This is a genomic window from Succiniclasticum sp., from assembly GCF_056977735.1.
The window spans coordinates 1-20,005 of the sequence record NZ_DBMCWA010000015.1; the positions used below are offsets into that span (position 1 = coordinate 1).

General features: G+C 47.8%; 18 protein-coding genes and 1 pseudogene. 18 read left to right on the forward strand and 1 reads right to left on the reverse strand.

Annotation, left to right across the window (positions count from 1 at the left end; genetic code table 11):
- Positions 1 to 420: 420 nt before the first annotated feature.
- The 11 genes from ACZOWY_RS09075 to ACZOWY_RS09125 all read left to right on the forward strand — a co-directional run bounded on the left by ACZOWY_RS09075 (position 421) and on the right by ACZOWY_RS09125 (position 12,697).
- Complete coding sequence (locus ACZOWY_RS09075) at positions 421 to 945, forward strand: QueT transporter family protein (protein WP_484396001.1); 525 nt, start codon at positions 421 to 423, stop codon at positions 943 to 945.
- Positions 946 to 1,038: 93 nt separating this feature from the next.
- On the forward strand, positions 1,039 to 1,536 hold the full coding sequence (gene queF / locus ACZOWY_RS09080) for a preQ(1) synthase (protein ID WP_484396004.1): 498 nt from the start codon (positions 1,039 to 1,041) through the stop codon (positions 1,534 to 1,536).
- Between the two features lie 351 nt (positions 1,537 to 1,887).
- A complete protein-coding gene (gene gap / locus ACZOWY_RS09085) occupies positions 1,888 to 2,892 on the forward strand; it encodes a type I glyceraldehyde-3-phosphate dehydrogenase (protein WP_484396009.1) in 1,005 nt (334 codons plus the stop codon).
- A gap of 164 nt (positions 2,893 to 3,056) precedes the next feature.
- Positions 3,057 to 4,991 carry a triose-phosphate isomerase gene (gene tpiA / locus ACZOWY_RS09090; RefSeq protein ID WP_484396013.1) on the forward strand — a complete coding sequence of 645 codons (1,935 nt, stop codon included), beginning with the start codon at positions 3,057 to 3,059 and terminating at the stop codon, positions 4,989 to 4,991.
- A 23-nt stretch (positions 4,992 to 5,014) separates the two neighbouring features.
- A complete protein-coding gene (gene gpmI / locus ACZOWY_RS09095) occupies positions 5,015 to 6,562 on the forward strand; it encodes a 2,3-bisphosphoglycerate-independent phosphoglycerate mutase (protein ID WP_484396018.1) in 1,548 nt (515 codons plus the stop codon).
- Positions 6,563 to 6,604: 42 nt separating this feature from the next.
- Positions 6,605 to 7,888 (forward strand): phosphopyruvate hydratase, encoded by a 1,284-nt coding sequence (eno, locus tag ACZOWY_RS09100; protein ID WP_484396022.1) that lies wholly within the window; start codon positions 6,605 to 6,607, stop codon positions 7,886 to 7,888.
- 302 nt (positions 7,889 to 8,190) lie between these two features.
- Positions 8,191 to 8,421 (forward strand): preprotein translocase subunit SecG, encoded by a 231-nt coding sequence (gene secG, locus ACZOWY_RS09105; RefSeq protein ID WP_484396027.1) that lies wholly within the window; start codon positions 8,191 to 8,193, stop codon positions 8,419 to 8,421.
- A 90-nt stretch (positions 8,422 to 8,511) separates the two neighbouring features.
- A complete protein-coding gene (locus ACZOWY_RS09110; protein ID WP_484396365.1) occupies positions 8,512 to 10,527 on the forward strand; it encodes a sodium-translocating pyrophosphatase in 2,016 nt (671 codons plus the stop codon).
- A 212-nt stretch (positions 10,528 to 10,739) separates the two neighbouring features.
- Positions 10,740 to 11,510: an alpha/beta hydrolase gene (locus ACZOWY_RS09115; RefSeq protein WP_484396032.1), complete on the forward strand. Its 771-nt coding sequence runs from the start codon at positions 10,740 to 10,742 to the stop codon at positions 11,508 to 11,510.
- 96 nt (positions 11,511 to 11,606) lie between these two features.
- On the forward strand, positions 11,607 to 12,002 hold the full coding sequence (locus tag ACZOWY_RS09120) for a hypothetical protein (protein ID WP_484396036.1): 396 nt from the start codon (positions 11,607 to 11,609) through the stop codon (positions 12,000 to 12,002).
- A 65-nt stretch (positions 12,003 to 12,067) separates the two neighbouring features.
- Positions 12,068 to 12,697, forward strand: coding sequence for a hypothetical protein (locus ACZOWY_RS09125; protein ID WP_484396041.1), 630 nt, complete (start codon positions 12,068 to 12,070; stop codon positions 12,695 to 12,697).
- Between the two features lie 120 nt (positions 12,698 to 12,817).
- Here the strand turns inward: ACZOWY_RS09125 and ACZOWY_RS09130 are convergent, their stop codons facing one another.
- Positions 12,818 to 14,263 carry an ATP-binding protein gene (locus tag ACZOWY_RS09130; protein ID WP_484396045.1) on the reverse strand — a complete coding sequence of 482 codons (1,446 nt, stop codon included), beginning with the start codon at positions 14,261 to 14,263 and terminating at the stop codon, positions 12,818 to 12,820.
- A 348-nt stretch (positions 14,264 to 14,611) separates the two neighbouring features.
- On the opposite strand from ACZOWY_RS09130, the gene ACZOWY_RS09135 reads away from it, so the two are divergent.
- The 7 genes and pseudogenes from ACZOWY_RS09135 (at position 14,612) to ACZOWY_RS09165 (ending at position 20,005) form a co-directional block, all read left to right on the forward strand.
- Entirely contained in the window at positions 14,612 to 16,066 is a 1,455-nt protein-coding gene (locus ACZOWY_RS09135) for a hypothetical protein (RefSeq protein ID WP_484396049.1), read from the forward strand.
- 691 nt (positions 16,067 to 16,757) lie between these two features.
- Positions 16,758 to 17,684 carry an MBL fold metallo-hydrolase gene (locus ACZOWY_RS09140; RefSeq protein ID WP_484396054.1) on the forward strand — a complete coding sequence of 309 codons (927 nt, stop codon included), beginning with the start codon at positions 16,758 to 16,760 and terminating at the stop codon, positions 17,682 to 17,684.
- Positions 17,685 to 17,778: 94 nt separating this feature from the next.
- Positions 17,779 to 17,934: a hypothetical protein gene (locus ACZOWY_RS09145; protein WP_484396059.1), complete on the forward strand. Its 156-nt coding sequence runs from the start codon at positions 17,779 to 17,781 to the stop codon at positions 17,932 to 17,934.
- Positions 17,935 to 17,952: 18 nt separating this feature from the next.
- Positions 17,953 to 18,183: pseudogene (locus ACZOWY_RS09150) on the forward strand (DUF1016 N-terminal domain-containing protein); the annotation flags it as partial.
- Between the two features lie 16 nt (positions 18,184 to 18,199).
- Positions 18,200 to 18,427, forward strand: a complete 228-nt coding sequence (locus ACZOWY_RS09155; protein WP_484396064.1) for a restriction endonuclease subunit S — start codon at positions 18,200 to 18,202, stop codon at positions 18,425 to 18,427.
- A 100-nt stretch (positions 18,428 to 18,527) separates the two neighbouring features.
- Positions 18,528 to 19,124 carry a nucleoside 2-deoxyribosyltransferase gene (locus ACZOWY_RS09160; protein WP_484396070.1) on the forward strand — a complete coding sequence of 199 codons (597 nt, stop codon included), beginning with the start codon at positions 18,528 to 18,530 and terminating at the stop codon, positions 19,122 to 19,124.
- A gap of 92 nt (positions 19,125 to 19,216) precedes the next feature.
- Positions 19,217 to 20,005, forward strand: coding sequence for a zinc ribbon domain-containing protein (locus ACZOWY_RS09165; protein ID WP_484396075.1), 789 nt, complete (start codon positions 19,217 to 19,219; stop codon positions 20,003 to 20,005).

Below are 20,005 nucleotides of genomic sequence, written 5' to 3' on the forward strand. Positions count from 1 at the left end.
TAAGCTCTCACGCGTCGAAAGTACTTGGCTGGAAGCGGCCCGGGAGGATAGATTGTTGCCGGTTAAGACGAAGCCCCCGCACAACACGTGCGGGGGCTTTTAACTATTCTTTTGAAAGAAAGCCGGAAAAGTACTTTACAAATATCATTTGATTATGTATAATGATTCTGCATTACAACTCTATAACAGACAGTTCGTGACCATCCTGTCTTTAAATAAAACTACGGGCGCACCAAACAGAAATTGTTAACGTCTTTAACATAAATCGGTTTGTTGCATTGAATATTACGCCTATAGTTTATAGGATTTTTTTATGTTGTTTATGGTTACGTCCTGGTACTGTTTAATACTAATATTGAAGAGGGGACAGTGTGACGAATACTTTTATCACTGTCTGTGCTGCCAGCTAAAGGCGGCGGAATGGAGAATAACATGAATCAGGAATACACCAGGACACAAAAAATAACCATCAGTGCTGTTTGCATTGCTTTATACCTTGTTGTGATGCTTTGCACACAGAGTTTTGCTTTTGGGCAATATCAGGTCCGTATTGCTACGGCATTATATGGGTTATCCTATATTTTCCCGTTTTTAGTAGTTCCTTTTGGAATTGCCAATATTGCCAGCAATATTTTTATGGGAGGATTGGGGCCGATTGATGCCATTGGCGGTTTTATTATGGGATTGCTGACCAGTGGAGCCATTGCCTGGGGCAGACAAAAAGGATTTGGCTGTTGGATCGTTGCGCTCTTTGTTACACTGCTCCCCGGTCTCGGAGTACCTGTATGGCTATCCTATTTATTAAAAATACCCTATGGCATTTTAGCAGCAAGCCTATTGGTAGGGCAGTTTATTTCCGGTATTACTGGCATGATGTTGATTAAAGCGCTGGTTAAAGCAGATGTTGCGAATCTGCTTTTCAGAGCAGAACGAAATAAAACTTGACAGGAAATTTTAAGCATAAAACATTAATATTTATAAATTTATGATTTTGGAAGAAACGGTAATAAGCCGTAAGGATCTTAACAGGTGAATTAAATGTCAGCGGGAAGAACAGAAAAAGATTTACAAGGCGTAAGCCTGTTGGGTAATAAGACAAAATACAAAGATGATTATGCTCCGGACGTGTTGGAGTGTTTTCCTAATAAGCATCCGGAAAATGATTACTTTGTGAAATTCAACTGTCCGGAATTTACCAGCCTGTGCCCCAAAACCGGCCAGCCGGATTTTGCGACAATTTATATTTCGTATGTTCCGGATCAGAAGCTGGTGGAAAGCAAATCGCTGAAACTGTATCTCTTCAGCTTCCGTAATCATGGGGATTTTCATGAAGATTGCGTGAATATTATAATGAAGGACCTGATACGGTTGTTGGATCCCAAGTACATAGAGGTATGGGGAAAATTTTTACCCCGCGGCGGTTTGTCCATTGATCCTTACGCTAATTATGGAAAAAAGGGAACCGACTGGGAAAAAACGGCTCATCAACGGCTGCACTATCATGACATGAGTCCGGAGACGGTTCAAAATCGTTAATGGGTTTGGAACCTGTCTAATGTAAAGCATTAATTGTTCTGAATTGATGCTTGAAAACCGGACAGAATCAGAAACTGAATACGTTTAATATAAATTTACAGAATTAATGATACGTTAATGACGAAATTTACTCTTCACTTTTGCAGGGGGCTATGTTACAATATCCTTTAGGGAAGAGTAAATTTTCTTTTTATTTGCGGCAGATTTCTGTGATTTATAAAAAGATTGCTGCAAATGGGAAGAAAACTGATAAACGTCAATAAATACTGCATTTATCACAGTATTAAACGACTGTGTTTTGAATGTTGGCAACAAATTATCTAAATTTATTATTTTAAGGAGGAGTTTAGCATGGTAAGAATTGGTATCAGCGGTTTTGGTCGTATTGGTCGTCTGGCATTGAGAAGGATCCTGACCCTTCCTGATGCAGAGGTTGTAGCTATTAACAACCGGACAGTCGGCGAAATCATGGCGCATCTGTTAAAATATGATTCCGTTCATGGGACAATGAAGGAAGATGTTGCATGGGAAGACGGGTTCCTTGTGATTGACGGCAAAAAGATTCCGGTTATCAGCGAGACGGATATCACCAAGATCCCCTGGGGCAAATATGGCGCGGATATTGTGCTGGAATGCACCGGTAAATTCAAAGATTCGAAAGAAGCCCAGGCACATATTGATAATGGTGCAAAGAAAGTTATTATTTCCGCTCCCGGCAAAAATGAAGATATTACCATTGTTATGGGTGTAAATGAGGACAAGTACGATCCGGCAAAACACCATATCATTTCCAATGCTTCCTGCACCACCAACTGTCTGGCTCCCTTTACCAAAGTACTGTTGGAAAAATTTGGTATCGAAAGCGGTCTGATGACAACCGTTCATTCCTATACCAATGACCAGAAGATTCTGGACGTAAGCCACAAAGATCTGCGCCGCGCCCGTGCTGCTGCCATGTCCATTATTCCTACCACCACCGGCGCTGCAAAAGCGGTTGCTCTCGTATTGCCTGAACTGAAAGGCAAACTGAATGGCTTTGCCCTGCGCGTTCCCACGCCGGACGTATCTCTGACCGACCTGACAGTGAACCTGTCGAAAGACGCTACTGTGGAAGAAATCAATGCCGCGTTAAAGGAAGCGGCAGAAGGCGAACTGAAAGGCATCCTGGGTTATACGGATCTGCCGCTGGTATCCAGTGACTTTATCGGCTGTGAAGTTTCCTCTGTCATTGACGGCCAGTCTACCATGATGATTGGCAAACGTCTGGCGAAAGTAGTTGCCTGGTACGACAACGAATGGGGTTATTCCTGCCGTCTGGTTGACCTTGCTCTTTACGTTGGCAAAAAAGGTTTATAATTGACAGCAAGTCGGCGCCCTTCTGCAGGGCGTCGGCTTTGTTTGCATTTTAGGATAAGCGTTGTTTAATTCATTTTTAAAGCGAAAATTCGCTCTGTTGCAGGTGTAAAACTTTTATTGATTAAATATAAATCTGCCAAAACATAGCAGGTTTTGAGAGGAGCATGATTTCTTTGGATAAAAAAATCCTTTCCGATTTGGATGTTGCCGGCAAAAAGGTCCTGGTGCGGGTAGATTTTAATGTACCTCAGGATGCCGAGGGCAACATTACGGATGATAACCGTATGGTGGCGGCGTTGCCTACTATCCAGTATCTGCTGGACCATGAAGCGGCTGTAATTTTAATGAGCCATCTGGGCCGTCCGAAAGGAGAGCCTAATCCCAAATACACATTGAAACCGATTGCAAAACATCTGGAAGAGCTGCTGGGGAAACCGGTTGCTTTTGCGGAAGACTGCATCGGGCCGGCGGCGGAAGAAGCGGCAAAGAAGCTGGAGACCGGTTCTGTATTGTTGCTGGAGAACCTTCGCTATCATAAAGAAGAAGAGAAAAATAATCTGGAATTTGCAGAGAAGCTGGCTTCTCTGGCAGACTTGTACGTAAATGACGGTTTCGGCGTATCCCACCGGGCCCATGCGTCCGTGGAAGGTGTAACCCGTTTCCTGCCCAGTGCGGCAGGTTTCCTGCTGGAAAAGGAAATCCGTTTTATCGGCGATGCTGTCAACAATCCGGAGCATCCGTTTACCGCAATTATCGGTGGTGCAAAGGTTTCGGATAAAATCGGCGTAATCGTCAACCTGCTGGGCAAAGTGGATACGTTGCTCATCGGCGGTGGTATGGCCAATACGTTCCTGGCGGCCAGAGGCATCCCCATGGGTAAATCCCTGGTGGAAGAAGACAAGATAGAAGAAGCGAAGCGCATCATGGCGGAAGCTTCTGTGAAGAATGTAAAAATCCTGCTGCCGGTAGATCTGGTGATGGCAGCAGAGTTTAAACCGGATTCCGTGTATGAAGTATCTGTACTGGACGATTTGAACCAGGATTACATGGCCCTGGATATCGGCCCGGAAACCTGCAAACTGTATGCAGATGCGGTAAAAGATGCCAAATTGGTAGTCTGGAACGGGCCTATGGGCGTATTCGAAATGGATGCGTTCTGCAAAGGCACAGAAGCGGTTGCCAAAGCTGTTGCGGACAGTAACGCAGTCAGCATCGTAGGCGGCGGTGACAGCGTGGCGGCTATCAAGAAGATTGGACTGGAAGATAAGATCAGTCATATTTCCACCGGCGGCGGTGCTTCCCTGGAATATCTGGAAGGTAAGGCGCTGCCGGGTGTTGAGGCGCTGGATGAGGTGCGGCGCCCTTTTGTGGCCGGTAACTGGAAAATGTACAAGACCGTAGGCGAAGCGGTCGAACTGGCCCAGGATCTGGTTACCGAAACAAACGGTACTGTCAATGAAGTCGTGATTTTCCCGCCATTTACAGCGTTGGAAAGTGTAGCGGAAGCCATTGACGGTAAATCGGTGGGCTATGGCGCACAGGATCTGTGCTGGGAGGATGAAGGCGCATTTACCGGCGCTGTGTCCGGTTCCCAGATAGCAGACATTGGCTGTGAATACGTGTTGGTAGGTCACAGTGAGCGCCGCGAGATTTTCAAAGAAGACAATAAAGTGATTGCGAAAAAGATAAAAGCTGCGTACCGTAACCAACTGAAACCGGTGCTGTGCGTAGGCGAAACGGAAGCGGAACGGAAGCAGGGCGCTACCAATGCAAAAATTGAAGGGCAGCTCCGGTCTGCACTGGACGGCGTAACGGAAGAGCAGGCGAAGCTGCTGACCGTTGCCTATGAACCCATCTGGGCTATCGGCACCGGCAATACCGCAACGGCGCAGGATGCACAGGAAGTCTGCCAGTTTATCCGCAGACAGCTGAACACAATTGTTGGTGAAGACGCGGCAAGGCATATCCGTATTTTGTACGGCGGCAGTGTAAAAGACACCAACGCGTCCCAGTTCTGCATTGACGGTATCGACGGCGTTTTGGTAGGCGGCGCCAGCCTGAAAGTGGAAAGCTTTGCCAAAATTGTACGCAGTTTTTAATCAAGAGGTCTGAAGGAGAACAAATGGCAAAAAAGCCTGTAATGTTAATGATTCTGGACGGCTGGGGCATTGCCCCGGCCGGTCCTTACAATGCGGCGGCCATGGCACGCACCCCGCACCTTGACAGCTACTTTGCGAACTATCCCAATACAAAACTGGAAGCCAGCGGGGAAGATGTAGGGCTGCCGGCAGGGCAGATCGGTAATTCGGAAGTAGGGCACCTGAATATCGGGTCGGGACGGATTATCTATCAGGATCTGTCCCTGATTTCCCATGCTATCAAAGAAGGCAGTTTTTTTAAAAACAAAGTGTTGCTGGATACATTGCAGCACGCGAAAGAAAAGAACAGTTCCCTGCACCTGATGGGTCTGTTCAGCGACGGCGGCGTCCACAGTCATATCGATCATTTAAAAGCACTGTTGGATATGGCGAAGGAAGCCGGACTGCAGAAGGTTTTTGTCCACGCGTTCCTGGACGGGAGGGATGTGCCGCCTCAGAGCGCCATTCCTTACGTGCAGGATCTGGAAGCGTATATGCAGGAAAAGGGTGTCGGATGTTTTGCCACGGTCAGTGGCCGTTATTACGCCATGGACCGGGATAAACGCTGGGAGCGTCTGGAAAAGGCCTACCGCAACATGGTGCTGCGGGACGGGGCTGTCTTTACTTCTGCGGAAGAAGGAATCCGGGCTTCCTATGCAGCCGGCGTGAATGACGAATTTGTGGTGCCTTTCTGCGTAGCGCAGAAAGGCGAGACAGCGGATGCAGGAGAAAAATCTGCAGCCTGTATCCGGAAGGACGACGGTGTAATCTTCTATAATTTCCGTCCGGACCGGGCCAGGGAAATTACCCGTGCGCTGCATGATGAAGAGTTCCCGTATTTTGCGCGTCCGGCAGCTGCCAGGCCGGTATACATGGCCGGTATGACCCAGTATGATGCTACCATCGACATTCCTACTGCGTATCCGCCGGAACATTATGAGGATACGCTGGGCGAAGTGCTGGCGAAGAACGGTTTGCAGCAACTGCGCATTGCAGAAACGGAAAAATACGCTCACGTAACCTTCTTCTTTAACGGCGGCGTAGAAGAACCCAATGCCGGGGAAGACCGCATCCTGATTCCATCGCCGAAAGTGGCGACCTACGATCTGCAACCGGAGATGAGCGCCCCGGAGGTTACGGAAGCGTTGTTGAAGGCGCTGGAAGAAGATAAATATGACGTAGTGATCCTGAACTTTGCCAATCCGGATATGGTTGGCCATACCGGTATCATGGAAGCAGCGGTCAAGGCTATGGAAACCATTGATGCCTGTGCGGGGAAAATCGTAGAAAAAATCCAGTCTCTGGATGGCGTTATCTGTATTACGGCAGATCACGGCAATCTGGAAAAGATGCAGAACGAAGACGGGACGCCCTGCACGGCTCATACTACGAACAAAGTTCCGTTCATTGTTATCAGCAAAGAAACGTATAAGCTGCACGAAGGCCGCTTGGCTGATATAGCGCCTACGTTGCTGCAATTTTTAAAGATCAAGCAGCCAAAAGCCATGACAGGAAAGAGCTTGCTGGAATAATTTATATAAAAATCAAAAAGAGAAAGGATAAGGTGATTCATCATGTCTATTATTACTCAGGTCTATGCCCGCGAAATTCTGGATTCCCGCGGCAATCCGACGGTTGAAGTGGAAGTGGTACTGGAAGACGGTACCATGGGCCGCGCTGCGGTTCCCTCCGGCGCATCTACCGGCGTACATGAAGCAGTTGAGCTGCGTGACGGCGACAAAAAGCGTTATGTTGGCAAAGGCGTCATGAAAGCGGTGGAAAACGTAAACGACATCATCGCAGAAGCACTGATCGGTCTGGACGCTACCCGCCAGATTGAAATTGACGAACTGCTGATCCGTCTGGATGAGACTCCGAACAAAGCAAAATTAGGCGCTAACGCAATTCTGGGCGTATCCATGGCGGTTGCCAAAGCGGCTGCCAACTATTGCGGCCTGCCCCTGTACCAGTATCTGGGCGGTACCAATGCCCATGAAATGCCCGTTCCTATGATGAATATCCTGAACGGCGGTCAGCATGCGGACAACAATGTGGATATCCAGGAATTCATGATCATGCCCGTAGGCGCCAAGAGCTTCAGCGAATGCCTGCGTATGAACGTGGAAATTTACCATGCCCTGAAAGGCATTCTGAAAGCCAAAGGCCTCAGCACCGGCCTGGGCGATGAAGGCGGCTTTGCTCCGAACCTGGAAACCAATGCGGAAGCGCTGGACGTAATCATGGAAGCCATTGAAAAAGCCGGCTACAAACCGGGTAAAGATATTAAACTGGCCATGGACGTAGCAGCCAGCGAGTTCTACAAAGACGGCAAGTATCATATGCTGGCAGAAGGCGCTCCCAAGACCAGCACCCAGATGGTAAACTATCTGGCAGACCTGGTGGAAAAATATCCGATCATCTCCATTGAAGACGGCTTGGCAGAAGACGACTGGAAGGGCTGGGCTGCCCTCACCAAAAAGCTGGGTGGAAAAGTACAGCTGGTAGGCGACGATTTGTTCGTAACCAATGCGGAACGTCTGCAGATGGGTATCGATAAAGGTGTGGCTAATGCCATCCTGATCAAAGTAAACCAGATCGGGACCCTGACTGAAACCTTCCGGGCTGTGGAACTGGCCAAACGTCACGGCTATACCGCCATCGTATCCCACCGCAGCGGCGAAACGGAAGACACCACCATGGCTGACATTGCGGTAGCGCTGAACGCCGGCCAGATCAAATCGGGCGCGCCGGCCCGTACCGACCGCGTAGCAAAATACAACCAGCTGCTGCGCATCGAAGAAGACCTGGGCCCGGCAGCAACCTACGGCGGCATGGATGTGTTCTATAATCTGAAATAAAATCTGTAAACAAGCGTGATATAAATGAAGTTGCGCAATCGTTTATAAGCAAAATCGTAAATCAACGATGTAAACAAACGGGGAACTGTGTAAAAGCAGTTCTCCTTTTTTTATAAAGACGGACCTGGATCGTACGTTAGTGTAATTAAAATTGGACTGGCAATGGTGGATGCATCACATCTGGGAAAACTCTGTGAAAAATTTTTGACATTTATTATTGCCACGCAGGTAAAGGTGTGGTAAAATACTGTGGTACTGACACAGGAAAATAATTATTTATTATAGAAAAAGGAGGTAAGTAAATGTTGGAGACTGTCTTGATGGTAGTGGACTTCATCGTCTGCGTTGCCCTGATTGCGGCTGTGCTGATGCAGACCGGCAGAGGCGCAGGCCTGTCCAGTTCCTTCGGTGGCGGCGATGGCTCCTTTTTTGGTAAGGGAAATGATCTGGATACGGTTTTATCTAAGGCGACAATTGCGTTGGGGACTGCTTTCGGTGTCATTACGTTAGCTCTTGCCAAACTCAATGCATGAGCATAGTTTTGTTAACCAAGGACTCTGTCCTTTAAAATTTTTAAATTTATTTTTTGTCGAAAGGGGAATTACATCTTGAGTAGTTTTATCATGTGTTCCATTGGCGCCGGTATCCTTGCGCTTCTGATCGCTGCCATGCTGAGCAGCTCCATCATGAAGGCGGAAGCCGGTAACGAACTGATGCAGGAAATTTCCGGCCACATCCATGAGGGTGCGATGGCATTCCTGTACCGTGAATACAAAGCGCTGGCTGTATTCATTGTTGTTGTTGCAATTATCATCGGTATTTTCCTGGCTCCCATGACCGCGGTCTGCTTTGTGGCCGGTGCCATCTTCTCCATCCTGGCCGGTTACTGCGGCATGAACGTAGCTACCAAAGCTAACGTTCGTACCACGGCGGCTGCAGAACATGGCATGCCCCAGGCGCTGCAGATTGCCTTTTCCGGCGGTTCCGTAATGGGCCTGGGCGTAGTCGGCCTGGGTATCACCGGCGTTGCGCTGGCTTTTGCCCTGTTCGGTGAAAACGGCGCGAACATGGACATCGTAACCGGTTTTGGTCTGGGCGCAAGCTCCATCGCACTGTTTGCCCGTGTAGGCGGCGGTATTTACACCAAAGCGGCTGACGTAGGCGCTGACCTGGTAGGTAAAGTAGAAGCCGGTATTCCGGAAGACGATCCCCGTAACCCTGCTACCATCGCTGATAACGTAGGCGATAACGTAGGCGACGTTGCCGGTATGGGTGCTGACCTGTTTGAATCCTATGTAGGCGCTATCATCTCCGCACTGACTCTGGGCGCAGTTGCCTTCAAAGGCGGCGAAGGCGTTCAGTATCCGTTCTTGCTGGCTCTTGCCGGTATCATTTCTTCCATCATTGGTATTCTGTATGTACGTCACAGCAAATCCACCAATCCGCAGGGTGCGCTGAACACCGGTACCTACATCGCCGGTATCCTGACTATCGGCGCTGCTGCGTATCTCTCCAATTCCCTGTTCGGCAACATGAATGCGTTTTGGGCGATTGCTGCCGGCCAGGTTGTAGGCCTGTTGATTGGTAAGATTACCGAAGTGTACACCTCTGCTGATTACAGCTCCGTTAAGAGAATTGCCGACCAGGCAGAAACCGGTCATGCAACCGTAATCATCGCAGGTCTGGCAGTAGGTATGTATTCCACCTTCCTGCCCATCGTATTCATCTGCATCGCAGTATTCATTGCGTTCTTCGTAATGGGCGGCGTTGCTAATCCGGAACTGGGCATTTACGGTATTGCCCTGTCCGCAGTCGGCATGCTGGCAACCACCGGTATCACCGTTGCGGTTGACGCATACGGCCCGATCTCCGATAACGCAGGCGGTATCGCGGAAATGGCTGAACTGCCGGAAAGCGTTCGTGAAATCACCGATACCCTGGATTCCGTTGGTAACACCACCGCTGCTATCGGCAAAGGGTTTGCTATCGGTTCCGCTGCACTGACAGCACTGGCTCTGTTCTCTGCTTACTCTCAGGTTGTAAAACTGAAAGCCATCGACCTGCTGGATCCCGTCGTTCTGATCGGCGTATTCATCGGCGCAACCCTGCCTTTCGTATTCGGCGCTATGACCATGGAATCCGTTGGTGAAGCGGCTAACGAAATGGTAGTCGAAGTCCGTCGTCAGTTCCATGAAATCCCCGGCCTGCTGGAAGGCAAAGCCCGCGGCGACTATCGCCGTTGCGTAGATATCTCTACCGCTGCAGCGCTGAACAAAATGATTGCCCCCGGTGTCATCGCCATCGCATTCCCGATCATCATCGGCATGCTGTTAGGACCGGCTGCACTGGGCGGAATGATCGGCGGCGCGCTGGCTGCCGGCGTACTGCTGGCCATCATGATGGCTAATGCGGGCGGCGCATGGGATAATGCGAAGAAGTACATTGAATCCGGCGTACACGGCGGCAAAGGTTCCGACCCGCACAAAGCGGCGGTTACCGGCGACACCGTAGGCGACCCCTTCAAAGATACGTCCGGACCGGCTATGAACATCCTGCTGAAGCTGATGACCATCGTTTCCCTGGTATTCGCTCCGGTGCTGGCTGCTCACGGCGGCATTCTGCTGGGCATGTTCAAATAAGCGAAATGCTTCATTAGAACAGTTTCAGCCAAACAATAAAATAATCAGATGTACCATATCTGAAAAAAGGACAGGACTGCTTAACCGGCAGTCCTGTTTTGTGTTTCGGCTAACATCAGGTTTGTGGTATAATATGATTTAGAAAAGACTTCACTCATATTTATGCGTGATGAATTTGAATAGAACGAGTTCAAATCACACGGAGGCAGACCATGGATGAACAGAATCGCCAAAATACAGGCGGCTTTTTTCTTACAGGCGGTAAAGACATTGGCGTACTGCTGGTTCATGGTTATACCGGCGCGCCGGCGGAAATGCGGATGTTGGGTGATTACTTACATGAAAAAGGCGGCTATACCGTGTTGGGCGTCTGCCTGGCCGGGCATTGTGCAACGGTGGAAGAACTGGAACAGACTACCTGGCCGGACTGGTATGAAGCAGTGGAAGATGGTGTGAAAGAATTGCACGGTCATTGCCGTCACATCTACATAGCAGGGCAGTCCATGGGCGGTCTGCTGGCCATTAAAGCAGCGGCAGGAAACTGCTCTTGCTTTATAGAAAAACTGGTACTGCTGGCGACTCCTGTTTTTTTACAGGACTGGCGCGTACCTTTCGTAAAACTGTTACGCTTCTTTATTCCGCGCTTGCACACCGGACAGCGCAGCTACCATGTGCCGGATGAATATATGCAGGGATATCCTGAGATGCCCACGAAGCCGGTGTCAAGTTTGCTGGAACTGATCGGGCTTTGCAAAACAGAATATCTGGAAAAAATAGAAATTCCCACCCTGATTGTGCAGGGGAAGGCGGATCACACCGTGAAACCGAAAAGCGCCGCATACATTTACGAAAAGCTAAAACGTGTTCCCGAAGAGCAGAAAGAAATCCTCTGGCTGCCGGAAGCGAGACATGTGGTGACCCTGGACGACGCGCGGGAAACCGTATATGAAAGTTGTTTGGCGTTTTTTAAAAAGAGCTTTTGAAAAATAAAAATTGTTAGTTAAACACCGATTCACCCGTCGAAATGGAAATGAATGGATTGATGAAGTCTCTGTATTTGATTGCATGCGAGGCACTCTATGTTTTTTGATTTAATTGCCCCTACGCCGCTGATACCCGGAACCCGGATTTTTGTTGACTGGGCGGAAATAGAAGAAACATTTCTGATTGTGGCGCTGCTTACGGTATTGATCGAAGTCCCGCTGTTTTATTTTTGCGGGTATCGCAAGCCAAAAGAACTGGCAGGATTTGCGGTTGTTAATATAATCAGTAACCTGCTGCTGAATGAATTTTTGGAACAGGATCCGTTTGACTGGTATTGGGTGGCTGTTGTTCTGGGAGAAATCGCAGTGGTTCTGTTGGAGTTTTGCCTGTGCTGTTATTTCATCCAGGGTGACCGGAAGAAACTGTTCAAGACTCTTGTGCTGGTGAATGTGTGCAGTGTACTGGTCAGCTTGTTGCTGTACTGGTTTTAGGAAACGATGATTAAATCAGTTTTTCGTACCTGAAACAAATGTGAAAACGAAAAGGGGGATTGCGTATGAAAAAGCTGGTATTATTTATTCTGGCATCGCTGTTGGTTATTATGTCCGCATTGCCTGCAGGAGCTGCAAGCAGGGCAGAACTGAGCACCGCGGAACGTGACAGGCTGGATACATTTTTCAGCAATTTTGCAGAAGCCCATGTAGGGAGTTTTGTAATCAACAATGAACTGCCAATGGACATGTTCATTGATTTCGGTGTGCAGCATAACCTTCTCAACCGTCACTATGATCTGGTCGATGTGAAAGAAGCAGATTCCTGGGGTGTGAAGAAGGAAGCGGTGGAAGCAGCTGTGTATAAATATTTCGGACGGCGCATCACCGCGGTTTCCTCCCGGCAGTATAAACTGACCAATAATTTATATATAGTGCCGAAAGCAGGCGGGGAAGCGATCCGTTTTGCGCAGGTGGCCGAGTGGAACACCGCAGGCGACGGCGTTTGGACCGGCATTGCCAATATATACACTGCATCCTCCGGTTTTGCCGGCAATACGCATGGTACCGTAGAGGAATGGAAAAAGGAGGAGCCGGCAGATGTGCCGGAACTCATCGGCCGGTATATGTTTACAGTGATCCGTTCGCCGTCGGATCCGGACCGCCAGGTACTGGTGGACTGGCTGGAGCAGTAACGGAAATCCGTAATGTCCGTATGGAAAAAGACGACCTGAATGATATATAAAAAACAAAAAGCCTTCGCTGTCGTGACGGACAGCGAAGGCTTCATTTTTCTTGCGGTTGACACTTATTCTTTATTCTTTCACACTCCGCAAGGCTTGTTTAATTGCCTCACGCTTCGTTTCGTTGTACACTTTTTCCTCGTTCCCGTTTTCGATCTGGCGGAAGTACACATTGCGCATGTTGTTGGTGCGGGCGATACTTTTCAGCTGCACGTAGCGGTCCTTCGGATCGGTGCTGGTGAAGAACAGGAACTTTTTGCTGATAATCTCCAGAGGACGCAGGTTGTGGGCGGTAAAGATCAGCTGGCCCACGCCGCTGTCCTCAAAGATCTCCAGCATCTCACCCCAGATGTATTCAAAGATGCCCGCATCGAACTCGTCGACGGCAAGCGTGAAGGAAGGATCGTTGTACGCGGCAGTCAGCAGGCTCAGAATAGAAATCAGGCGGCGGATCCCGTCGGATTCGTCCCGCAGGGGCAGTTCCGTTCCGTTACGGTTGGCCATCACTTCCACCAGATGACCTTTAGACCCGTCTTTCATAACCTGTTGGGCGATGGTGTGCAACTCAATGGAAAGGCCCGGAACCAGCTGCTGGATCACAGTATTCACTTTTGGAATGTACTGGTCGACAAATGCAAACACATCCTGCGGCATAGCGGTGGGACGGTCTGTCTGGATGGGGAAGGACCCCATGGGCGTGTGCAGCAGCAGCGCCAGATTCAGGCGGATCAGGCCGGAAGAACGGGTGTTGACCACGAAGAAATAATTTAGCCCGTAAAAATTCAGTTCCAGGATTACCTGCAGGTATTCGGAGTAATTGGCGCAATTTGTCAAAAAATCCAGTGTTTTTGGCATAAAGATAAAAGACTGGGAGCGTTCGCTGGCCAGGCGCTTATTTACTTCCAGCTGCAAGGCCTTGCGGTTGTTTTTATCGGGGCCTATCAGATATTTGTGCCGTGACTTGGGGCCAAACGGAAGCTCTTCGCCGCTGGTGTCGATGACCGGGTTCATACGCTGGTCGCTGCCGTGGAAGGGGCCGGACATGCTCAGGATTTCGTTAAAGATGCAGACTCTTTTGTTAGAAAACGGAAGGGCACTGAGATCCGGCGAAACTTCCATTCCTGCTTCCGTGTCCGTTGTAACAGGAACCGCTTTCATGCAGAAATCATACATGGCCTTACGCATTCGGCCGTCCTCGTATTGCAGCTCGAACTGGAACGTCAGTCTGGCAAAATCTTTACCTTTGGCGATACATTCGGAAAACAGATTCTGCACCTTGCTGCCCCGCAGCAGCTGTTTTAAAATATACAGCGCATCGATCAGCGCTGTCTTGCCGGAACCGTTCTGTCCATACAGACCCAGGATGTCGGCTTTGGTTCCGTAAGGCACAGGATACTTGCCGCAGTAGAAATCAATCTCGCCGTACTCCACGTTCTTGAAATCCTGCAACACGATCTTTGTGATTCGCACTACGGGCAGACGCGCGCTGTGTTCATCTGTGATTAAAATATTTTGCATTTTTGATTGCAGTTGTAACGAAAGTTTCATGATGACCTCGCTTACTATAAAATTTGAAAAGCAAATAAATTATTTTAAAAATAAATTGGAACTTGATGAATTGATTGATTCTGCGAATCCTTTATAATATTATAAAATATTTTTCGAAAAAGCTCAATGATTCTTTTGGGATTAACCCTGTAACGTTGCGTTTTATTGAGATTTGCTGTATAATAGCACTCGTTTGGGAGTCAACGATGCCTCGGCATGTTGCCCTCCCTTTTTATTTGCCGGCGAATGGGGAAGCGATGCTGGGATCGTTTACTGATTAATTCTGCGTTCCCTTAGATGTCGGCGCAACACAGGAGGATGAGTTTTACGGAAAACACCAAAGAGCAAAAACGATTGACCTTTCGTATTGTGGATTCCCCCATGGGCATAGGTAAAAGCGCTTCCCTGATGCGGTATATCTGTTTTAACCCGTCTTATAAGGAAGACGAGTTTGTGGATTCCCTTAAGCGCACCGGCCTTTTCGACGGTCTGGAACACAAACGCTTTATCATTTTTGTTTCCACAGTGAAGGAACGGGATGAGCGTTTTTTGCGGGGACTGAAAGCAAAACGGCCCGAGCAGCCGCCCTACAACCAAAGTATCCTGGAACTGATCCGCAACGGGGAAAACATTGTGACCACCCAGTCCCTCTGGGGCTTTTTTAACGAAGATACGATCAAGGCATTCCGACAGAGCCGGTATCCTTACACCGCGTATTTTGATGAAATCCCTCCCTTGTTCCGGGAGGTTGTGGGAACGAAACAGAAAAAGGACGGCGGGGTCATCGCCCGCTTTGGCACGGGAGACGTACTGCTGATGCAGCAGGATGAAATAGTCATCCGGAAGGGGGAGCAGCTGGTATACAATCCCCAATCCGAGTATGACAAACAAAGCTCTTCCCAAAAAGTATTTGACGCGGTAAAAAATCTGGGCCGCAGCTGCAACCTGTATCCTTATGGGGATAAGAAAGGGCGTTTTACTTCCATTATCGCGTTTATGAAACGGGAGCTGTTTGCCTGCTTTGACCAGTGCTGGTTCTTCTCGTACCGGACACAGAACAGCATGCTCTCCCAGTATTGCGCCATGCATAACATCAGCATGGAGTATTACCATATCGAGAAGGGGTTTATCAAACGCAACCCGGAGGGGAAGTACAGGGAAACATTCCCGGAGGGGATCGAGCGGATCGTGATACTGGAGGAAAAACGCTTCAACACGGACGCCAGCCTGTCCAAGGAATGGTATAAGACAGCGCACAATGGCAAGAACGCGGAAGGGCTGAAAGAACTGAAGAACTGCTTCCGCAGCGCCTATTCCTTTATGAAACAGCGCGGCGTACGCAGCAACACGTTCCTGTTTACCACTTTTACCGCCTATAAAGACCTGCTGCAAGGCGACGGGCGTCACTTTCCAACCCTGAAACGGTTTTTGCCCTGCAACGCCAAGGCCACCAATGACTACAGCAACTGTACCGGCGTAGCCTATCTGTGCAACCGCATTTTTGATGTAAACTGCACAAACTTCCTGGCCCAGCGGGCAAAGGAGACTAACAATCCCCGGCTGAAGTTTGATAATGACAGCTACGCTTTGTCGGAGCTGCTGCAATTCATCTGGCGCTCCAATGTGCGGGTGGCGGATTCGGACAAACCGGTCTATGTGTGGATACCTAACAAACGGATGCGGAAGCTGCTGCGGGATTTTCAGGCAAAAGCGCTGGAGAAGCGGGAAATGGGGACGGAAGCAACAGGAATGTCGGCAGGGGAGCAGGACTGACGGCGGAGCATAGTTGGGGCAAACGTAAAACCTCCACTCTCAGGCAGTTTGAATGTACTGACAGCCGATGATTGCTGTCAGGTGCTTCCAATAAGGTTTTACCTTTAAAAACATAAGAGTATAGGGGACCAAACTCCAGTATCCATGCGTGTTTTCGTTTCGAAGTTGGTCGTTTTTACGACCAGGGTGAGAGAAAAGAAGAAGAAAACCCCTATTATTTAATGAATTTTAAATATAATGGCGAAAGATACATTCTTAACGGTTCAACCTTGACAAAATTACAAACCGGGAAACACATACACCCTGTCAGCCCGCTTTACAACCGGGTTGGCAGGGAAAATGCGCGCCGAAGGTATGGATAATGCTTTCATTGCCAAAGTGACCGGGCTTTCTGAAAGTGAAGTTGCAGCGATTGCATGATGAAAAAACGAATAGTGGAGATATAGTAATATATATAACACCAAACGATTTTTCCGTAATGCCCGCCAGTGATGGCGGGTATTTTTTACAGGCAGGTACGGAATCATTGCAATGATATACGCGGGAAATTTTTAATACTTAATTAAAAATAATAATATGTAATAATAATGCAGTGACAAGCAGAATATGATAAAATAAAATGATAAATGATACAGGGTTTGTCAAAAATATATGATGGTCTTCTACTGCAATTGTTTGGAGAAAAAATAAAATGAAACTCACGGTTCTTGTGGACAACAACACCTATATCGATCAGTATTATCTGGGCGAACCGGCTCTCAGCATTTATATCGAAGACGGGAAGGAAAGGATTCTTTTTGACACCGGTTATTCCGATGCGTTTATTAAAAATGCGGAAGCAATGCAAATTGATTTAAGCAGGCTGACGTACATCGTGCTTTCCCACGGACATAACGATCACACCCGGGGACTGCCTTTTTTGTGGGAACGGTACAATCTGAAAAAGGTAAAACTGGTTGCGCATCCAGGGGTGTTTTCGCCAAAGCGGTACATGGGCCTGGATGTTGGCGCGCCTTTTACAAGAGAGGACTGTCTTGCCCGCGGGTTGCAATTAATTGACGGAAGCAAGCCTGTAAAAATTACGGAACGTCTGACGTTTCTGGGTGAAATTCCAAGGGTGACTGGCTTTGAAGCAAAAGTACCCATCGGCATATTGGGAGAGACTGGGCCGGAAGATTTTGTGTTGGACGACTCTGCTATTTCTTATGAAGGAAACGAAGGATTATTTATCATTACCGGCTGTTCCCACAGCGGAATTTGTAATATCGTGATGCATGCGATTAATTGCAGTGATAAATGTTGTAGAAGAAACAAAAGCGCTGGGCATGAAAGCAATGCGCATGAAGTCAGTATTGATAAAGACAACAAAGATACATATGGCAGCGAGAAATCGGTTACCGGAATCATTGGCGGCTTCCATTTGCTGGAGCAAAACCGACAGTTAGAGGAAACGATTCATTTTCTTAAACAAAATACGAAAGGTACGCTGTACCCCTGTCACTGTGTGTCCCTCGCGGCAAAGTATGAGATGATGAAAGCGCTTCCCATTGCGGAAGTGGGTGTTGGTCTGCAGCTGGAAGCAGACAACTGTAAGGAATTGAACGGGAGAGGCGTTTAACATGAACAGCATAGAACAACTGACGCGCATTCTAACTTGTGATACGCGATGAGATAGATAAAATCATTGCGGAGATTGAAGGGGAGTAAAGTACATGAGCAGTAATCAGATAAAACAAGATGATTCATACCGAAATTGGATACAAGAAGTCAGTAAGAGATTCCGGCAAAGCCAGATCAAGGCAGCCGTTAAAGTAAATGATGAAATGTTACGCTTTTACTGGCATCTTGGGCGTGATATGGATGCTTAAAAAAACAAATATGTTTGGGGAAGCCACTTCTATTCACAGATTAGTAAAGATTTAATAAAAGTGTTACCGGAAGTTAAATCGTTTTCTCCAAGAAACTTGTTGTATATGCATCAGTTTTTTAAGCTGTTTTCTGGCGTACAGCTGAAGGAAACGGAAATTACGAAACAAGTTGTTTCGCAATTAGGAGCAACTGAAATTACGAAACAGCCTGTTTCCTTCCTACCGTTGAGGAAATTGAAGCAGAGTTAGCCGGAGGGCAAGGTGCATGAGCAAATTAAATCAGTTGATTGCGGAATTGTGCCCTGACGGGGTGGAATATAAAAAGCTCAAAGATGTTGCAACAATTGAAAGAGGTGTTAGAGTTGTAAGAAGTCAATTATCTGCGGACGGAGAGTATCCTGTTTATCAGAATAGTATGACTCCGTTAGGTTATTATCATTCTTACAATTGTTCAGCAAAGATAGTTTATACTTTATCTGCTCAAAAGCAATGATTTTTCTTGGCAGGGCTTTTATTATTTGTTCTGCAAGAGTGTTCCGGCTGAGATTATTGTACGCAAAAATCAATAAATTCAACAAAGGAGGTTCTTGTTCATGAAGAAAGTGACAGGCATGATAGGTGCGTTAGTATTGTGTGCAGCTATGCTGTTTTCATTTGCCGCTTTTGCGAACGGCGGTAGTGATGTTAACAATGCTTTTACCGAAGATGCATATAAAGCAAAGATTATGAAGAATATCGGGCACGGGAACAAGGTTTATTTTGCAGGACCGATGTTTAATCAGGCCGAAAAGGATTACAATTTAAAAATAACAAAAGTCCTTGAAGAGTACGGTTATAAAGTCTTTTTACCGCAACGGGACGGTATCGAAGCCGCGAGGTTAGAGGGCAAGACGGAAGAAGAACTCATCAAGATGATTTTTGAACTGGATGCCGGACAAGTAAAAAATGCTGATATTATTTTTATGAATATAGACGGACGGGTGCCCGATGAAGGTGCCTGCGTAGAACTCGGTATCGCTTACGGTATCGGCAAACGCTGCTACGGTTTTAAAACAGACGCGCATTCAGTAGAAATGGGACTTGATATGAATCCGATGATAAGCGGCTGCATGATCAAAATTTTTAAAAATTTTGACGGTGAAAGAATGATAGAGGAACTCAAACGATATTTATCCGAAAACAAACTTTAAGCAGACTTCAAATCAGACTTTCTTCTATCAGGAGGAATTTGAATGCCCAAAAGTAACATCTTTTAAAGAAAAGTTGACAGGAGCGGATCAGTATGGAAGAAAACTTTTCAAACACAGCTATTTTTTGTAAGGAGTGCGGGCAGCGGATAAAACCGGAAGACAAGTTCTGTACATATTGCGGCTCGAATCAGACGCAGGAAGTGAACATCGAACCCGTCAACGTGGATGAAAAGATGAGGCTCAGGGCTTCTGAACTGTTGCCGGATGTGAAATACCCGCCCGGCTATGTTCCGCTGATGTCGGACGGGATGCCGGCACGGGGCGGGATGGATCCCCGTGATTTGAATAATCCTGACTTTCGGCCGCCCGTGTTCCAGCCAAAGATTGAGGATGTTTCAATTAAACACGAAGGACCGGTGGTGATCAAATCCACGGAAATTGATGTTTTCAATTTCCGATGTTCTTATTTTTCCCCGCTTTTTGATGATGAAGAAAAGATGAAATGGTATCCGAACGGGGACTACGGTTTCCATCTGATCCGTACATCTAAAGGCGCCCGCTGTCGTATCGAGTTCCACAGCTATAGTAAAAACTGGGAAGATGTGTTTGATGCAGACACCTTTGCCCTGGTCCGGCTAGATGCGTTGCTGAAGGAGCATGACGTAGCGCAGCTGGACGGTTATTCCGTACATTCTTTTGGTGCCGCCAACCATATGGACCTGCTGGTGCAGTATGCGGGCGGCGAGCGCATCGCGGCAACCGGCCTGCCGCCGAAAAATCCGCCTTATAACCGATATTATAATGAAGAATGGTTCATTGATTTCTTCCGCAACCTGTCCGGCGCGTTTGGGAAAAATATTTTCCGATATAAGGGAAGATGA